This window comes from Streptomyces solicamelliae (genome assembly GCF_045348655.1).
In the GTDB taxonomy this organism is placed as follows: domain Bacteria; phylum Actinomycetota; class Actinomycetes; order Streptomycetales; family Streptomycetaceae; genus Streptomyces; species Streptomyces solicamelliae.
The window spans coordinates 969,503-985,731 of record NZ_CP160404.1 but is presented as its reverse complement, the minus strand read 5'-3'; the positions used below and the strand labels follow the sequence as shown (position 1 = coordinate 985,731).

Here is a 16,229-nt window from a genome sequence, read left to right as displayed (position 1 = left end):
TGGTGGATGTGGACTGCCACATGACACTGTGTGGCAGGGGATGAGATGCCACCCATGGCCAATTCGAGGAAGGTGGACTGAATTCCATGGCTGAGTGGACTTCGGCGGTGGGTGCGGCGCAGCTTGCGCGGCAGCTCCAGGCGCAGCAGCCGCGGCCCGCGGGCCCCGGCGCCCGCAAGCCGCCCGCCTACCGCGCACTGGCCGACGGCATCCGGCTGCTCGTCCTGGAGGGCCGGGTTCCGGTCGCGGCCCGGCTGCCCGCCGAGCGGGAGCTGGCGCTCGCGCTGACCGTGAGCCGGACGACGGTCGCGGCCGCGTACGAGGCGCTGCGCGCCGAGGGGTTCCTGGAGTCCCGGCGCGGCGCCGGGAGCTGGACCGCCGTGCCGGCCGGCAACCCGCTGCCCGCGCGGGGCCTCGAACCGCTGCCGCCGGAGTCGCTGGGGTCGATGATCGACCTCGGCTGCGCGGCGCTGCCCGCGCCCGAGCCCTGGCTCACCCGCAGCGTGCAGGGCGCGCTGGAGGAGCTGGCGCCGTACGCGCACACCCACGGCGACTACCCGGCCGGGCTGCCGGTGCTCCGGCAGATGATCGCCGACCGCTACACCGAGCGCGGCATCCCGACGATGCCCGAGCAGATCATGGTCACGACCGGGGCGATGGGCGCGATCGACGCGATCTGCCATCTGTTCGCCGGCCGCGGCGAGCGGATCGCCGTCGAGTCGCCTTCCTACGCGAACATCCTCCAGCTGATGCGCGAGGCCGGCGCCCGCCTCGTGCCGGTCGCCATGGCCGAGGGCCTCGACGGCTGGGACCTGGGCCGCTGGCGGCAGGTGCTGCGGGACGCGGCGCCGCGTCTGGCGTACGTGGTCGCCGACTTCCACAACCCGACGGGCGCGCTCGCCTCGGAGGACCAGCGTCGGCAGCTCGTCGACGCGGCGCGGTCGGCCGGGACGGTCCTCGTCGTCGACGAGACGATGACCGAGCTGTACCTGGACGACGAGCTGGAGATGCCGCGGCCGGTCTGCGCCTTCGACCCGGCGGGCGCGACCGTGCTCACGGTCGGCTCGGCGAGCAAGGCGTTCTGGGCCGGGATGCGGATCGGATGGGTGCGGGCCGCGCCCGACGTGATCCGCTCGCTGGTCGCGGCGCGCGCGTACGCGGACCTCGGGACCCCGGTCCTGGAGCAGCTGGGCGTCCACTGGCTGATGCGCACCGGCGGCTGGGACGAGGCGGTATCGATCCGGCGCGCCCAGGCCCGGGAGAACCGCGACGCGCTGGTGGCGGCGGTGCGCAAGGAGCTGCCGGACTGGGAGTTCCACGTCCCGCGGGGCGGTCTGACCCTGTGGGTCCGCACCGGCGGGCTCTCCGGCTCCCGCCTCGCCGAGGTCGGCGAACGTGTCGGCGTCCGCGTGCCCTCGGGGCCCCGCTTCGGTGTCGACGGCGCCTTCGAAGGCTACGTCCGCCTCCCCTTCACGGTCGGCGGCGCGGTGGCGGAGGAGGCGGCCGCCCGCCTCTCCGCCGCCGCCCGCCTGGTCGCCTCCGGCGCGGCGACGGGCGCGGAGCCGCCGCGCACGTTCGTGGCGTGAGGGCGCGGCGCGGGTCCGGTGCGGTGCTCGGCCTCGCGCCTGCGCGCAGGACGCGTCTGCCCCCGCCCGGAGGGCGCCTCGTTCAGCCGCAAGCCCCCGCGTCGTCGGCGCGGGGGCTTGCTTAGGGGCGGAGCTCCGGGCTCGTCGGAGTTTCGGGAGGGGGCGGGGTGGGGGAATCGCCTCGTCAACCCTCCGCGCGGACGATGGCGTGCTCCGCCGTCGACTCCGACTCCGACTCCTGGGGCGGGACGGGGTCCGGGGCCAGGGCGCTGGTGCGTGGGGGGAGGAGGGCGGTGACGGCCCGGCGGTGGGGATCCGGGGCGGCGTCGTCGTACGGGTCCGGGGTCGCGGGGGTCTGGAGGCGGAGGACCGGGCCGGTGCCCAGGCGGGCGTAGCCGCGGCCGGGGGGTACGTCCGGGGTGGGCGTCGTGGGGGGCGCCGCGCCGAGGGCGGACTCGACGAGGTCCGGGGCCGCGGGGCCCAGGACCACCCGGGCGCGGGTGTGCGCCCGTACCGCCTCGCCGATCGCGTCCAGGCCGTCGAACTGCTCCGCCACCACCACGGTGACCTGCGCCGCCCGCCCGTGCCGCAGCGGTACCTGCAACAGGGTCTGGGGGTCGGGGCGGTCGTCGGCCGCAGCGAGGTACGACAGGACGCTCGGCCGGTCCAGCAGGATCCACAGCGGCCGCTTCGTGTCCTCCGGCGCCGGCTGGCCCGCCTGCCGCGCCCGGTTCGCCGCGACCAGCCGCCGCTCCGTCTCGTGCGCCGCCCACTCCAGGCTCGCCAGCGCCCCGGACAGCCCGCACTCGACCGCCAGCACCCCGGCCCGCCCGGTCAGGCACGCGTACTCGCCCGCACCCGCCCCCTCGACGATCAGCACGTCGCCGTGCGGTAGCGCCTGCAGCGCGATCGACCGCAGCAGCGAACTCGCGCCGCTGCCCGGCCGCCCCACGACCAGCAGATGCGGCTCCTGGGAGCGCGGCCCGGTGCGCCACACCACGGCCGGCGCGTCCTCCTCGCCGTCCCCCGCGACCACCGGCACCGTCCGCTGCACCGCGTCCTCGTCGGTGAACCCGAGGACCGTCTCCCCGGGAGCCGTGACGAACCGCTGCGCCGCGATCGTGGTCGGCAGCGCCGCGAGCACGGTCATGTCGAGCTGGTTGCCCTCCTCGTCCCAGACGAAGCGGTACTCCCGCCCGCGCCCCGACTTGGCGTGCAGCACGTGCTCGATCCGGGCCCGCGAGGCCGGCTCGCCGTCCGTGAAGTACGCGGGGTACTTGATGCGCAGCCGCGTCAGCCGCCCGTTCTCGTCGAACGCGTGGTCCGCGAACACGTCGCTCCACGCACCCGCGTGCGCGTACAGCGGAGCCGGGTCGTCCGGCACGGAGAAGTACGGCACCAGCGCCTCGTACAGGCCCTGCAGCCGCGCCAGTTCCGCGTCGTCGGGCCCCGTCTTCACGACGGGGCGTTCCCGCCCCTTCCATGCGGCCGCGCCCATCACCGTGACCAGGGCCAGGAGCGGCCCGTACGGGATGAGCGCGACGACCAGGACGCAGGCCGCGACCATGAACAGCGTGGGACCGCGCTGTTCCTTGGGGGTCGCGGCCCACTTGGCACGCCCGGTCGCGGCCAGCCTCCGCAGACCACGGGAGATCGTGATCAGCGGGTGGAGCACGTCGGTGGCACTGTCGGCGGCCGTGCGCGCGATCTCTCGACTGCGAGCGATCCGGTCGCTGCCGCTGGTCAGAATGCGGGGGAGTGGTCGCCGGGCCACGTCGTACTCCTGGAGTTGTGGAAGGGGCTGTGGGGCGTCGGCGTCAGAACTTGATGCCGCCCAGGAGGCTGGCCAGGCTCTGGCTGCCCGCCGTGATGCTCGGCGCGATCGCCGTGCCGGCGAGGAAGAAGCCGAAGAGGGCGCTGACGAGCGCGTGGGACGCCTTCATCCCGTCCTTCTTGAAGAACAGGAAGCAGATGATTCCGAGCAGCACCACGCCTGAGATGGACAGGATCATTGGGGGTTCTCCTGGTTGAGGGGACAGTCACCATGAGTCCTTCCAGGTTCACAGGAAGTATCTATGCGATAAAAGGTGCAAAAGAGTGAAAATCTGGCGTTTTCACTTGACCGGCGGACGCGCATCCGCTCCCCGGGTGGCGAAAGCCCCGGGCTGCGGTAGAGGACCGGACCCGCGTCCCGCCCGCGGGTGATCTTTGCCGTGGACGTCCCGCCTCATGTGCCGTGACGGGCAGTACCCTGTCGATTCACTCGTACGGCCCCAGTGAAAGGTGCACCCCCATGAGCAGCGCCCCGGAGACCCCCGCGACGCCCGAGCCCGTCGACCCCGAGGTCGTCGAGCTGGCGGCCAAGGTCTTCGACCTCGCGCGTCACGGCGACACCGACACCCTCGCCGCGTACGTCGACGCCGGCGTCCCGGTGGAGCTGACGAACGACCGGGGCGACTCCCTGCTCATGCTGGCCGCCTACCACGGGCACGCCGCCGCCGTCACGGCCCTGCTCGCCCGCGGCGCCGACGCCGACCGGGCCAACGACCGCGGGCAGACGCCGCTCGCCGGCGCGGTCTTCAAGGGCGCCGACGACGTCGTCCGCGCCCTGCTGGCCGGCGGCGCGAATCCGGAGGCCGGGACTCCGTCCGCGGTGGACACGGCGCGGATGTTCGCCAAGACGGAGCTCCTGACACTCTTCGAATCCCGGTGAACGGGTACTGAACAGCAGGTGAGAGCGGTCCCGTAAATGTGGTCGCGGTCAGGAAACCGCTGGGTCATCATGACGACGAGCCCACAGGGGGCCACCGAAGAGAGGCAGAGGAAGATGGTCATCATCAAGCGACGGACGACGAGCGGCCCGACATGTTGCTGCGCGGCGTAGGCGAACCCCACCGTCCGGTTTTCCCCGGTTGCGTCGACAGCTTGATGTGAGGCCTTCCATGTTCGATCCCGTCATAGCGCCGAGCGGCACACTGCTCGGTCTGCTGCAGAGGGGCCGCGGCGACGGCACCCTGCACGCCCTGGCAGCGCCACGCGCCGATGCGCTGGCCGCCCTCAACCACTGCGTGCTCCACGACCCCCGCCAGGACTGGCGCGTCGAGAACCGCTCCCTCTACTACGCACGCCTGTACCTCGACCTGCACGGCGGCCTCGACGAGATCGAGGCGCACCTGTTCGGGGCCGAGGACGTGTTCGACACCGAGGACTCCCGGACCGGGCTCGCGCTCTCCGTCCTGGGACACCTCGCCGCCTACGGCCGCCGGGACGCCCTCCTCCTGCTCCGGCGCTACGCGGCGACCGGTGCGAACTGGGCCTGGGCGCTCGACGAGCTCGCCCTGCGCGACGACGACGCCGGCCTGCGTACGCTCGCCGAACCCGTCCTCGACCGCTTCCCGGCCGACGCGGAGGGCGACGCCGCCCTCGCCGCGGCCGTCCGCGACGCCTTCGAGCCCCGCCCCTGGCGGCTCTGGGCCGAGGATCCGCGCGAGCGCGTCGGCGCCCGGGTGCGGGCCGCCGGCGAACGCGGCTCGTTCGACCGCTGGCAGCGGCAGCTGCGGCCCACCGGGCCGCGACCCGGCTGGAGCGTCCAGGCCGTCCTCGACTGGGCCCAGCAGGGCCTGGAACGGGGCACGGAACTGCACGGACCCGCCGCCCGCTGCCTCAAGGCCGTCGCCGGACCCGAGGACCGGCCCGCCGTCGTCGAGGCCGCCCGCAGCGGACCCGACGGGGCGCGCTGCGCCGCCCTGCACTACCTCGCCGAAGCGCGTGACCCGGCTGTGCTCGACCTGATCGAGACCGCGTCGACCGACCCCTCCCGGATCGTCGCGGACACTGCCGTCAGCGCCTTCGAGCGGATGTGCGGCGAAGCCGCCGTCGACCGCGCCCGCGGCTGGGTGCAGCGACCCGACGCGCTCGGCGCCTCCGCCGCCGCCGTGCTCGCCGACCGGGGCACGCCCCAGGACGCCAAGCTCGTGCTCGGCGCGCTGCGGCGCACCGTCCGCTCCGAGGGCCCCGACGCGGCCGCGCTGTACGCCCTCGTCGACGGCGCCGGCCGGCTCGGCATCGGCTGCGCCGCGCCCGTCCTGCGCCACGTCTACCGCGAGACCTCCTCGTCCGAGCTGCGCGGCCGCACCGCACGCGCGCTCGCCGCGACCGACCCCATGTACGCGACCGGCTTCGCCGTCGAGTGCCTCTGGGACTGCGAGGAGACGACCCGCGAGCTGGCCGCCCAGCACGCCGAGACCGGCGACGTCCGGGTGGCCGAGCGATTGCGCAGGCTCGCCGCCGACCCGGCCGAGGAGGCCGAGGTCCAGACGGCGGTACGCAACCGCATCGGCCCCGACCTCCAGGTCTAGGACCGCGCCCGCGCACCGGGGCGGCGTGGCCCCCGCCGGAGGAACTCCGGCGGAGCGGCCCCGCCCCGGCGCGGGTCCGCGCGCCCCGGCCCGCGCTCCTGTCCGCGCCCCCGGCGGACGCCCCCACGCGCCCCCGGGGGAAACGCTCATGGGACGTTCGGCGGGGAGAAAGATCCACGTTGGCGGGGGAACCCCGGGCGCGACGACAACACGGGTATGCGTGTCGTCATCGTCACCGAATCCTTTCCCCCCGACGTCAACGGTGTGGCGCACTGCGCCCTGCAGACCGCCCGGCACCTCGTCCGGCGCGGCCATGACCCGCTCGTCATAGCCCCGGCCGCGCCCCACGGCGCCGCCGCCGAAGCCGCGGACACCGCCGCGCCCTGCCCGGTGGTCCGCGTCCCCTCCCTCCCGCTTCCCGGATACCCGCAGGTCAGAGTGGCACTGCCGAGCCGCCGGGTGGCCGCCGCGATCGCCGCGCACCGCGCGGACGTCGTCCACCTCGCCAGCCCGTTCGTGCTCGGCGTCCGCGGCATGACCGCCGCGGCGCGGCTCGGCATCCCCGCCGTCGCCGTCTACCAGACCGACCTCGCCGGGTACGCCCGCACCTACGTCGGCGCGGGCGAGGGCACCGCCTGGCGACGGCTGCGCACCGTCCACGCCGCCGCCGACCGGACCCTCGCGCCGTCCTCCGCGGCGGTGCGGGACCTCGAGGAGCACGGCGTGCCGCGGGTACGGCTCTGGCAGCGCGGCGTCGACACCGTGCGCTTCCGCCCCGGACGGCGCGACGAGGCGCTGCGCCGCGAACTCGCGCCCGCGGGCGAGGTGCTGGTCGGGTACGTGGGCCGGCTCGCGCCCGAGAAGCGGGTGGAGCTGCTGGCCGGGGCGTGCCGGCTGCCCGGGGTACGGGTCGTCGTGGTCGGCGACGGGCCGAGCGAACCCGGGCTGCGGGCGGCGCTGCCCGGGGCGGTGTTCCTGGGCCGGCGGACCGGCGACGAGCTGGCCCGGATCTTCGCCTCGCTCGACGTGTTCGCCCACACGGGCCCGTACGAGACGTTCTGCCAGACCGTGCAGGAGGCCATGGCGAGCGGTGTCCCCGTGGTCGCCCCCGCGGCCGGCGGCCCGCTCGACCTCGTCGACCACCGCACCACCGGCTTCCTGGTCCCCCCGAACGACGCCGTCGCGATGAGCACGGCCGTGGCGACCCTGGCGGCCTCCCCGGAGCTGCGCGCCGTCTACGGCCGCGCGGCCCGGGCCGCCGTGGAACTGCGCACCTGGGAGGCGATCGGCGACCAACTCCTCGACCACTACGCGGACGTCCTCCAGGCCCGGCGCACGGAGGTGGCGGCGTGAGCGGGGCGACACCGCGCGTGCGGGCGGCCGGGTCGCTCGCAGCGGAGCAGGGCGCGGCGGAATCGACGGTGTCCGACGTGACGCCCGCCCCGACGGCGGGCCCGCGGGCCGCCGGGCCGGAGCAGCGCGGGGCGGCGCCCGCCGCCCCCGGACCGGTCGCCCCGTCCGTCACCGTGACCGACCGGCCGGGCGGCGTGGGCCCCGGCGTCCGGATTCCCGGGCCGGCCGTGCCGGAGTCGTCCGCGACCGCCTCCGCATCCGGGCAGCCGGGCGGTACGGTTTCCGGCGGCCTGCGGATCGTACGCGTCGCCAACTTCGTCACGCCCACCTCCGGCGGGCTGCGGACCGCGCTCGACCGGCTCGGGCGCGGCTACCTCGCCGCCGGGCACGAACCGGTCCTGATCGTGCCGGGGGAGGAGGCCGACGACCGGGTCACCGAGCAGGGGCGGGTCATCACGCTCCCCGGCACCGTCCTGCCCGGCACCGGCGGCTACCGCGTGCTCGCCGACCGCGGCCGCGTCCGGCAGCTCCTTGAGGAGCTCGCACCGGACCGCCTCGAGGTCAACGACCGCACCACGCTGCGCTGGACGGGCGAGTGGGCGCGCCGCGCCCGCGTCCCGTCCGTGATGGTCTCCCACGAGACCGCCGACGGCGTTCTGCGCACCTGGGGCGTGCCGACGGCCGCCGCCGCCCACGTCGCCGACCGGCTCAACCGGCGCAGCGCCTGGGCGTACTCGCGGATCGTCTGCACGACGGAGTGGGCCGAGCGGGAGTTCGCCCGCATCGGCGCCCGCAACGTCGTCCGCGCGCCGCTCGGCGTGGACCTCGAGCGCTGCCGGCCCGAGCGGTACAGCGCGGCGCTCCGTGCCCGGTACACCGAGGGCGAGCGGGTCCTGCTGCTGCTCTGCTCACGGCTGTCGGTCGAGAAGCGGCCCGGTACGGCGATCGACGCGCTCGCGGAGCTGCGGGCCGCCGGAGTGAGCGCCGCGCTGGTGGTGGCGGGTGAGGGCCCGCTGCGGGACGGGCTCGAACGGCGGGCCCGCGGGCTGCCGGTGCGGTTCCTCGGGCACGTCGCCGACCGCGAGGCGCTGGCCGACCTGCAGGCGTCCGCGGACGTGTGCCTCGCCCCCGGCCCCGCCGAGACGTTCGGACTGTCCGCGCTGGAGGCCCTGGCGTGCGGCACGCCGGTCGTGGCGAGCACGTCGTCGGCACTCCCGGAGGTCCTGGGCCCGGCGGGCGCGTCCGCGGCGGACGACCCGGCGGCGTTCGCCACCGCCGTTCGCGCCCTGCTGGCCGAGCCGGAGCCGGTACGCCGGGCCCGCGCCCGGGCCCGCGCCGAACTCTTCTCCTGGCAGCGCGCCACCACCGCCTTCCTCCGTGCCCACGACGCCCTCACCCCCGAGGCAGCCCCGAGATGACCCCGAACACGGCCCCTTCTCCGCCCCGACAGCCCACCTGCTCCGCCACCGAGGCGTCTCCGCCGCCGTCCACGGGCCCGCACCCCACCATCACCCCGGCACCCCGGCCGGCCGATGCAGCCCCGCTCCTCGCGGCTGCGGAGGCCGCTGCATCCGGGGCTCGTACGGGCCGCACCGGCGCCCCCTCGGGTGGTACGGCCCCCGTCCCTTCCGCCCCCGTCCCTTCCGCCCCCGTCTCCGCCGCCCCCGTCTCCGCCGTCCCCGAGCCCTCCGTCCCCGAGCCCTCCGCCCCCGTCTCCGCCGTCCCCGTCTCCGCCGTCCCCGAGCCCTCCGCCCCCGTACCGGCCGTCCCCGAGCCCTCCGCCCCCGTCCCCTGGGCCCTTGTTCCCACCGCCTCCGTCCCCCTGCCCGCCGCCCGCCGGACCGGCGCCCCCCACCGCCCCGCGGCCGCCGCCGAACCCGCCGCCGCCCCTGCCCGCCGCCCCGCCGGGCCCTCGCGGCCGCTGGCGCGGCCGGCCAGCCCGGAGCCGCCGCGCGGGCCCGGACCGGAGGACGACGAGACGGCCGGCCGGCCGCCGTACGGGCCGGCCGACACGCTCAGGTTCGCCGTACTCGGGGACTCCCTCAGCGAAGGGGTCGGCGACCGGGTCGACGGACGGTGGCGGGGCTGGGGCGCGCTGCTCGCCGAGCGGCTCGGGGACGCCGAGCACCCCGTCGCGTTCCGGAACTTCGCCGTCAGCGGGGCCCTCAGCCAGGACGTCGCCGACGACCAGACCCCCCGCGCCGCGGCCTTCCGCCCCCACGTCGCCTCCGTCGTCGTCGGCGTCAACGACACCCTGCGCCGCACCTTCGACATCGCCCGCCTCGCCCGCAACCTCGACCGCGCCTGCGGCGAGCTCGCCGCCGCCGGGGCCGTCCTGCTCACCGCCTGCCTGCCCGACCCCGGCCGGATGCTCGCCCTGCCCGCCCCGCTCGCCCGCCCGCTGGCCCGCCGCCAGCAGGCCGTCAACACCGTCGTCCACGCCCTCGCCGCCCGCCATCGCACCCTCCACCTCCACCTCGCCGACCCCGTCTGGACCAGCGACCGCACCCTGTGGAGCGCCGACCGGCTGCACCCCGGCGAGCGCGGCCACCGCGCCATCGCCGCCCGGTTCCACACCCTCCTCGCCGCCGAGGGCCTCGCCCACGGCGCACCGCCCGCCCGCGACCCCCAGCAGCCGCCGCCCACCACCGCCGACGTGCTGCTCTGGCTCGCCACCTCCGGCACCGGCTGGGTCCTCCGCCGCTGCAACGACCTGCTGCCCCAGCTCCTGCTCCTCGCGGGCGGCGAACTCCGCCACTGGGCCCAGGGCACCGGCGCCCGCCTCGACCGCCACGCCGAGAACGCCCTGTCGGCCGCCCTCGCGGCCGTGTCCCTCGACGTCCCCCGCGCCAGAATGGGGGAATGACCGGACGCTGGGAGTTCTGGATCGACCGCGGCGGCACCTTCACCGACGTCGTGGGCCGCCGCCCCGACGGCCGCCTCGTCACCCGCAAACTGCTCTCGCACGACCCCGCACGCGGGCAGGACGCCGCCGTCGCCGGCATCCGGCTCCTCCTCGGGATCGGCCCGGACGAACCCGTACCCGCCGACCACATCGACGTCGTCAAGATGGGTACGACGGTCGCCACCAACGCCCTGCTCGAGCGGCGCGGCGAGCCGACCGTCCTCCTGATCACCGAGGGCTTCCGCGACGCCCTCCGCATCGCCTACCAGAACCGGCCCCGCCTGTTCGACCGTCACATCGTGCTCCCCGAGGCGGTGTACGAGCGGGTCGTCGAGGTCCCCGAACGCGTCGACGCCCACGGCCGCCCCGTCCGCCCCCTCGACGAGGACGCCGTCGCCGACGCCCTGCGCACCGCCCACGCCGACGGCTACCGCAGCGCCGCCGTCGTCCTCCTCCACGGCTACCGGCACCCCGCGCACGAGACCCGCATCGCCGCCCTCGCCCGCGCCGCCGGCTTCCCGCAGGTCAGCTGCTCCCACGAGGTCAGCCCGCTGATCAAGCTGGTGCCCCGTGGCGACACCACCGTCGTCGACGCCTACCTCTCGCCGATCCTGCGCCGCTACGTCGACGAGGTCGCCCGTGAACTCCACGGCATCCGGCTGATGTTCATGCAGTCCAACGGCGGACTGCGCGAGGCCGCCCACTTCCGCGGCAAGGACGCCGTCCTGTCCGGCCCGGCCGGCGGTGTCGTCGGCATGGCCCGTACGTCCCACCAGGCGGGCCACGACCGCGTCATCGGCTTCGACATGGGCGGCACGTCCACCGACGTGTCCCACTACGCGGGCGAGTTCGAACGCGAACTCGGCACCCAGGTCGCCGGCGTCCGCATGCGCGCGCCCATGATGAGCATCCACACCGTCGCCGCCGGCGGCGGCTCGATCCTCCACTACGACGGCCGCCGCTACCGCGTCGGACCCGACTCCGCCGGCGCCGTCCCCGGCCCCGCCTGCTACCGCCGCGGCGGCCCGCTCACCGTCACCGACGCCAACGTCATGCTCGGCCGCATCCAACCCGCCCATTTTCCGGCCGTGTTCGGGCCGAACGGCGACCAGCCGCTCGACGCCGACGTCGTAAGGGAGAAGTTCACCGCCCTCGCGGAGGAAGTCGGCGGGGGCCGCAGCCCCGAAGAAGTCGCCGCCGGTTTCCTGGAGATCGCCGTCCTCAACATGGCCAACGCCGTGAAGAAGATCTCCGTCCAGCGCGGCCACGACGTCACCCGCTACGCCCTCACCAGCTTCGGCGGCGCCGGCGGCCAGCACGCCTGCGCCGTCGCCGACGCCCTCGGCATCGACACCGTCCTCGTCCCGCCGCTCGCCGGCGTCCTCTCCGCGTACGGCATCGGCCTCGCCGACGCCACCGCCCTGCGCGAGCAGTCCGTCGAGGCGGCACTCGACGACGCCGCCACCCTCGCCCGCGTCGACGACCTCTGCGCCGAACTCGCCGACCGCACCCACGCCGAACTCCGCGCCGACGGCCTTCCCGACACCGCGATCAGCACCCGGGCCCGCGTCCTGCTGCGCTACGCGGGCACCGACGCGAGCCTGCCCGTGCCGCTGGGCGCGGCCGACGCGATGGCCGAGGAGTTCACCGCCCTGCACCGCGCCCGGTACGCGTTCACCATGGACAAGCCGCTGGTCGTCGAGGCGGTCCAGGTCGAGGCGACCGGCACGGCGGGCCCGCACGAGCCCGTCGCCGTCGACCGGCCGGAGCGCCGCGGCCCCCTCACCCCGTACGCGACCGTCACGACGCACACCGACGGCAAGCCCCGCGACACCCCGCTGCACCGCCGCGAGGACCTGCGCCCTGGCGACACCGTCCCCGGCCCGGCGATCGTCGCCGAGGCCGACGCCACCACCGTCGTCGACCCCGGCTGGCAGGCCACGACGACGGAACGGGGCCACCTGCGGCTCACCCGCGCGACACCGCGCCCGTCGCGGGTGGCGGTCGGCACGGACGTGGACCCGGTCATGCTGGAGGTCTTCAACAACCTCTTCATGGCGATCGCCGAGCAGATGGGCGTGCGCCTGGAGAACACCGCCCACTCCGTCAACATCAAGGAGCGCCTTGACTTCTCCTGCGCCCTCTTCGACGCCGACGGCAACCTCATCGCCAACGCGCCCCACATCCCCGTCCACCTGGGCTCGATGGGCGAGTCCATCAAGGAGGTGCTGCACCGCCGCGCGGGCGAGATGAGGCCGGGCGACGTGTACGCGGTCAACGACCCGTACCACGGCGGCACGCACCTGCCGGACGTCACCGTCGTCACCCCCGTCTTCGGCCCGGACGGCGGTGACCTGCGTTTCCTCGTCGCCTCCCGAGGTCACCACGCCGAGATCGGCGGCATCACCCCCGGCTCGATGCCGGCGTTCAGCCGCACGGTGCACGAGGAGGGCGTCCTCTTCGACAACTGGCTGCTCGTGAGGGACGGCAGACTGCGCGAGGCGGAGACCCGCGAGCTGCTGACGGGAGCCGCGTACCCCTCCCGCGACCCCGACACCAACCTCGCCGACCTGCGCGCGCAGATCGCCGCGAACGAGAAGGGCATCGAGGAACTGGGCAAGATGGTCGACCAGTTCGGCCTCGACGTGGTCCAGGCGTACATGCGACACGTCCGCGACAACGCGGCGGAGTCGGTGCGGCGGATCGTCGCGGGGCTGCGGGACGGCTCGTACCGGTACGAGACGGACGGCGGCGCGATGATCGAGGTGGCAGTCAGGGTGGACCGCGAACGCCGTTCCGCCGTCCTCGACTTCACCGGGACGTCGGAGGAGCAGCCGGGCAACTTCAACGCCCCGAAGTCGGTGGTCATGGCGGCGGTCCTGTACGTCTTCCGCACGCTGGTGGACGACGACATCCCACTGAACAGCGGCTGCCTGGAACCCCTGGAGGTCCGGGTCCCGGACGGCTCGATGCTCGCGCCCGCGTACCCCGCGGCCACGGTCGCCGGGAACGTCGAGACCTCGCAGGCGGTGACCGGCGCGCTGTACGCGGCGCTCGGCGTCCAGGCCGAGGGCTCGGGCACCATGAACAACCTGACCTTCGGCAACGACCGCGTCCAGTACTACGAGACGGTGGCGAGCGGCTCGGGCGCGGGCGACGGCTTCCACGGCGCGGACGCCGTCCAGACCCACATGACCAACTCCCGCCTCACCGATCCCGAGATCCTGGAGTGGCGCTACCCCGTCCGCGTCGACGCCTTCGAGGTACGGCGCGGCAGCGGCGGCCGCGGCCACTGGCACGGCGGCGCGGGAGTGACCCGCCGCCTCCGCTTCCTGGAACCGATGACGGTCACCCTCCTGACGGGCCACCGCCGGGTCCCCCCGTACGGCATGCGGGGCGGCGCCCCCGGAGCCGTGGGCGAGAACGAGATCGAGAGAGCCGACGGCTCGGTGGAGCGGCTGGGCGGGGTGGCGACGGTCGACGTGGGCGAGAACGACGTCCTGATCGTCCGCACGCCGGGGGGAGGCGGGTACGGGACGCGGGCGGGCGGCGGGTGCACGGCGGTGACGGAGTAACCGTTGTGGGCAATCGTTCCGCAGGGCGAGGGGGTCCCCGGACGGAGTCCGGGGGAGGGCGGGCACCACCCCGCGGGACACTTCGCGCACGGGGCAGGCCCACCCCCAGAGCCTCACCCGTACGGAACGAACCGCACCGCCGTCCCCGGCCGAGCCTGCGCCGCAGCAGCCACGTCGTCCTCCCGGACCACCGCGATCACCGGATACCCACCCGTCGTCGGGTGATCGGCCAGGAACACCACCGGCCGCCCGTCCGGCGGCACCTGGACCGCGCCCCACACCATCCCCTCACTCGGCAGTTCGCCGGGAACCGCCCGCTCCAGCGCCGGCCCCTCCGTCCGCAACCCGATCCGATTGCTCGCCGCCGACACGCGATACGTCGCCGAGGCGAAGGCCCGTACCGCCTCGCGGCTGAACCACCCGTCCCGCGGCCCGAGCCGCGCCCGCAGCACGAGCACGTCCGGCGGCCCCGGCCACGGGGGAGCGTCGACCGCCCCCCGTACGACCGCGCCGCCCGCCCCCAGCGGTATCACCGCCCCCTCCGACAGCGGCGCCGGACCGAGCCCGGACAGCAGGTCGGCGGACCGGCTCCCCAGCACCGGCTCCACCGCCACCCCGCCCCCGAACCCCAGGTACGACCGCACCCCCCGCACCGTCGCGCCCACGTCCAGTACCGCCCCCGCCGGCACCCGCACCGCCGTGCCCCACGCCGCCGGCCGGCCGTCCACGGTGACCGGGCACGGCGCACCGCCGACCGCCACCGTCACGTCGCAGCGCGGCCGCACCGCGCACCCGGTGACCGTGGTCTCGAGGACGGCCGCCCCGTCCGGGTTGCCGACCAGCCGGTTGACCAGCCGCGCCGCCCCGGGGTCGAGAGCCCCCGATCGCGGCACGCCCAGATGCGCGTGCCCCGGCCGCCCCTGGTCCTGCACGGTCGTCAGCGCCCCGGCCCGCACGACGGCGAACGCGCGGTCCGTCATCGGACGGCCTCCGTGAACCGCACCGGAGTCCCGGGCGCCAGCAGCGCCGCCGGCTCCCGCGCCGGGTCCCACAGCACCGCGTCCGTGGTGCCGATGAGCTGCCAGCCGCCCGGTGAGGACCGCGGGTACACCCCGGTGTACGGCCCCGCCAGCGCGACCGAGCCCGCGGGCACGGCGGTGCGCGGTGTGGCGCGCCGCGGTACGTCGTACCGCGCGCCGAGCCCCGTCAGGTACCCGAACCCCGGCGCGAACCCGCAGAAGGCCACGGTGAACTCGGCCGCGGAATGGATCCGGACGGCCGCCTCCGCCGACACCCCCCACAGCGCGGCGACCTCCGCCAGGTCCGGCCCGTCGTAACGGACCGGCACGACCACCGGTTCGGCCGCCCGCTCGGGCAGCGCGGGCACGTCCCAGGTGGGCAGTTCCGCGGCCAGCCGGCGCGGCTCGGCCAGACCGTCGAGCAGCACGGTCCGCGCCGCGGGCACCAGCTCCCGTACGGCGGGCAGCACCCCCGCCGCCCGGCGCCGCAGCAACTCCGCATGCAGCGCCCGTACTTGTGCCCCGTCCTCCAGCTCGACCAGCAGCCCGTGGTCGCCGACCGGATACGTCCTCACGCGAACGCCTTCACGTGGACCCCGGAGGCCTCGAGCCGGGTACGGACCTGCCGGGCGAGAGCCACCGCGCCGGGGGTGTCGCCGTGCAGACACAGCGACCGCGCCCGTACCGGCACGGACCTCCCGCAGTGCGAGGTGACCACGCCGAACCGGGCCATGGACACCGACCGTTCGACGACCTGCGCCACGTCGGCGACGACGGCACCCTCCTGCCCCCGTGGCACGAGGGTGCCGTCCGCCGTGTACGCCCGGTCCCCGAACGCCTCGGTGACCACGGGCAGTCCGGCCTTCTCCGCGACCGCGTGCAGTACGGAGCCGGGCAGTCCGAGCAGCGGCAGCCGCTCGCCGCTCAGCAGCACGCCGTCCACGACCGCGGTCGCCTGTTCCTCGTCGCGCACCACGCGGTTGTAGAGCGCGCCGTGCGGCTTCACGTACGAGACCCGGGTTCCGGCCGCCCGGGCGAACACCTGCAGCGCGCCGATCTGGTACGCGACCTCGGCCGCCAGCTCCTCGGCCGGGACGTCCATGGCCCGCCGGCCGAAGCCGGCCAGGTCGCGGTACGAGACCTGGGCGCCGATCCGCACCCCGCGCTCGGCGGCCTGCGCGCAGACCCGGCGCATGGTGACCGCGTCCCCGGCGTGGAAGCCGCAGGCCACGTTGGCGCTGGTGACGACGGACAGCAGCTGTTCGTCCTCGGTGAGCCGCCAGCGGCCGAAACCCTCGCCGAGGTCGGCGTTGAGGTCGATCGAGGCCCAGGTCATGGTGATGTGTCTCCTGTAGTACGGGTAGTACGGGTAGTGCGGGTGGTACGGGCGGTACGGGTGGCTCAGGCAGTGCGGGTGGTACCCGTGGGAGCAG

At 75.6% G+C, this 16,229-nt stretch carries 12 protein-coding genes; 7 read left to right on the top strand and 5 right to left on the bottom strand.

Annotation, left to right across the window (positions count from 1 at the left end; all coding sequences use genetic code 11):
- Window positions 1-86: 86 nt before the first annotated feature.
- Window positions 87-1,586: a PLP-dependent aminotransferase family protein gene (locus ABZO31_RS04515; protein WP_406859637.1), complete on the top strand. Its 1,500-nt coding sequence runs from the start codon at window positions 87-89 to the stop codon at window positions 1,584-1,586.
- 184 nt (window positions 1,587-1,770) lie between these two features.
- Here the strand turns inward: ABZO31_RS04515 and ABZO31_RS04510 are convergent, their stop codons facing one another.
- A complete protein-coding gene (locus tag ABZO31_RS04510) occupies window positions 1,771-3,360 on the bottom strand; it encodes a hypothetical protein (protein ID WP_406859636.1) in 1,590 nt (529 codons plus the stop codon).
- 43 nt (window positions 3,361-3,403) lie between these two features.
- Window positions 3,404-3,598: a hypothetical protein gene (locus ABZO31_RS04505; RefSeq protein WP_393649692.1), complete on the bottom strand. Its 195-nt coding sequence runs from the start codon at window positions 3,596-3,598 to the stop codon at window positions 3,404-3,406.
- A 281-nt stretch (window positions 3,599-3,879) separates the two neighbouring features.
- Between ABZO31_RS04505 and ABZO31_RS04500 the strand changes: the two genes are divergently transcribed.
- The 6 genes from ABZO31_RS04500 to ABZO31_RS04475 all read left to right on the top strand — a co-directional run bounded on the left by ABZO31_RS04500 (window position 3,880) and on the right by ABZO31_RS04475 (window position 13,777).
- Window positions 3,880-4,299 carry an ankyrin repeat domain-containing protein gene (locus ABZO31_RS04500; RefSeq protein WP_406859635.1) on the top strand — a complete coding sequence of 140 codons (420 nt, stop codon included), beginning with the start codon at window positions 3,880-3,882 and terminating at the stop codon, window positions 4,297-4,299.
- Window positions 4,300-4,528: 229 nt separating this feature from the next.
- The gene (locus ABZO31_RS04495) at window positions 4,529-5,944 is read left to right on the top strand and encodes a HEAT repeat domain-containing protein (protein ID WP_406859634.1); all 1,416 of its coding nucleotides are present in this window, start codon (window positions 4,529-4,531) and stop codon (window positions 5,942-5,944) included.
- A 216-nt stretch (window positions 5,945-6,160) separates the two neighbouring features.
- On the top strand, window positions 6,161-7,297 hold the full coding sequence (locus tag ABZO31_RS04490; protein WP_406859633.1) for a glycosyltransferase family 4 protein: 1,137 nt from the start codon (window positions 6,161-6,163) through the stop codon (window positions 7,295-7,297).
- A gap of 227 nt (window positions 7,298-7,524) precedes the next feature.
- Window positions 7,525-8,715, top strand: coding sequence for a glycosyltransferase (locus ABZO31_RS04485; protein ID WP_406865253.1), 1,191 nt, complete (start codon window positions 7,525-7,527; stop codon window positions 8,713-8,715).
- Window positions 8,712-10,163 (top strand): GDSL-type esterase/lipase family protein, encoded by a 1,452-nt coding sequence (locus ABZO31_RS04480; RefSeq protein ID WP_406859632.1) that lies wholly within the window; start codon window positions 8,712-8,714, stop codon window positions 10,161-10,163. The genes ABZO31_RS04485 and ABZO31_RS04480 overlap by 4 nt, the downstream gene beginning before the upstream one ends.
- Window positions 10,160-13,777, top strand: a complete 3,618-nt coding sequence (locus ABZO31_RS04475) for a hydantoinase B/oxoprolinase family protein (protein ID WP_406859631.1) — start codon at window positions 10,160-10,162, stop codon at window positions 13,775-13,777. The genes ABZO31_RS04480 and ABZO31_RS04475 overlap by 4 nt, the downstream gene beginning before the upstream one ends.
- Before the next feature lie 113 nt (window positions 13,778-13,890).
- Here the strand turns inward: ABZO31_RS04475 and ABZO31_RS04470 are convergent, their stop codons facing one another.
- From ABZO31_RS04470 to ABZO31_RS04460, 3 genes are read right to left on the bottom strand one after another with little or no spacing between them, the layout of a single operon-like run.
- Window positions 13,891-14,757 (bottom strand): biotin-dependent carboxyltransferase family protein, encoded by an 867-nt coding sequence (locus tag ABZO31_RS04470; protein ID WP_406859630.1) that lies wholly within the window; start codon window positions 14,755-14,757, stop codon window positions 13,891-13,893.
- On the bottom strand, window positions 14,754-15,371 hold the full coding sequence (locus ABZO31_RS04465; RefSeq protein ID WP_406859629.1) for a 5-oxoprolinase subunit B family protein: 618 nt from the start codon (window positions 15,369-15,371) through the stop codon (window positions 14,754-14,756). The genes ABZO31_RS04470 and ABZO31_RS04465 overlap by 4 nt, the downstream gene beginning before the upstream one ends.
- Window positions 15,368-16,132: a LamB/YcsF family protein gene (locus ABZO31_RS04460; RefSeq protein WP_406859628.1), complete on the bottom strand. Its 765-nt coding sequence runs from the start codon at window positions 16,130-16,132 to the stop codon at window positions 15,368-15,370. The genes ABZO31_RS04465 and ABZO31_RS04460 overlap by 4 nt, the downstream gene beginning before the upstream one ends.
- Window positions 16,133-16,229 lie beyond the last annotated feature (97 nt).

Coding starts and splice junctions, on each gene's coding strand:
- ABZO31_RS04515 (WP_406859637.1), top strand. CDS start 87: ATGGCTGAGTGGACTTCGGCGGTGGGTGCGGCGCAGCTTGCGCGGCAG.
- ABZO31_RS04505 (WP_393649692.1), bottom strand. CDS start 3,598: ATGATCCTGTCCATCTCAGGCGTGGTGCTGCTCGGAATCATCTGCTTC.
- ABZO31_RS04500 (WP_406859635.1), top strand. CDS start 3,880: ATGAGCAGCGCCCCGGAGACCCCCGCGACGCCCGAGCCCGTCGACCCC.
- ABZO31_RS04495 (WP_406859634.1), top strand. CDS start 4,529: ATGTTCGATCCCGTCATAGCGCCGAGCGGCACACTGCTCGGTCTGCTG.
- ABZO31_RS04490 (WP_406859633.1), top strand. CDS start 6,161: ATGCGTGTCGTCATCGTCACCGAATCCTTTCCCCCCGACGTCAACGGT.
- ABZO31_RS04480 (WP_406859632.1), top strand. CDS start 8,712: ATGACCCCGAACACGGCCCCTTCTCCGCCCCGACAGCCCACCTGCTCC.
- ABZO31_RS04475 (WP_406859631.1), top strand. CDS start 10,160: ATGACCGGACGCTGGGAGTTCTGGATCGACCGCGGCGGCACCTTCACC.
- ABZO31_RS04470 (WP_406859630.1), bottom strand. CDS start 14,757: ATGACGGACCGCGCGTTCGCCGTCGTGCGGGCCGGGGCGCTGACGACC.
- ABZO31_RS04460 (WP_406859628.1), bottom strand. CDS start 16,132: ATGACCTGGGCCTCGATCGACCTCAACGCCGACCTCGGCGAGGGTTTC.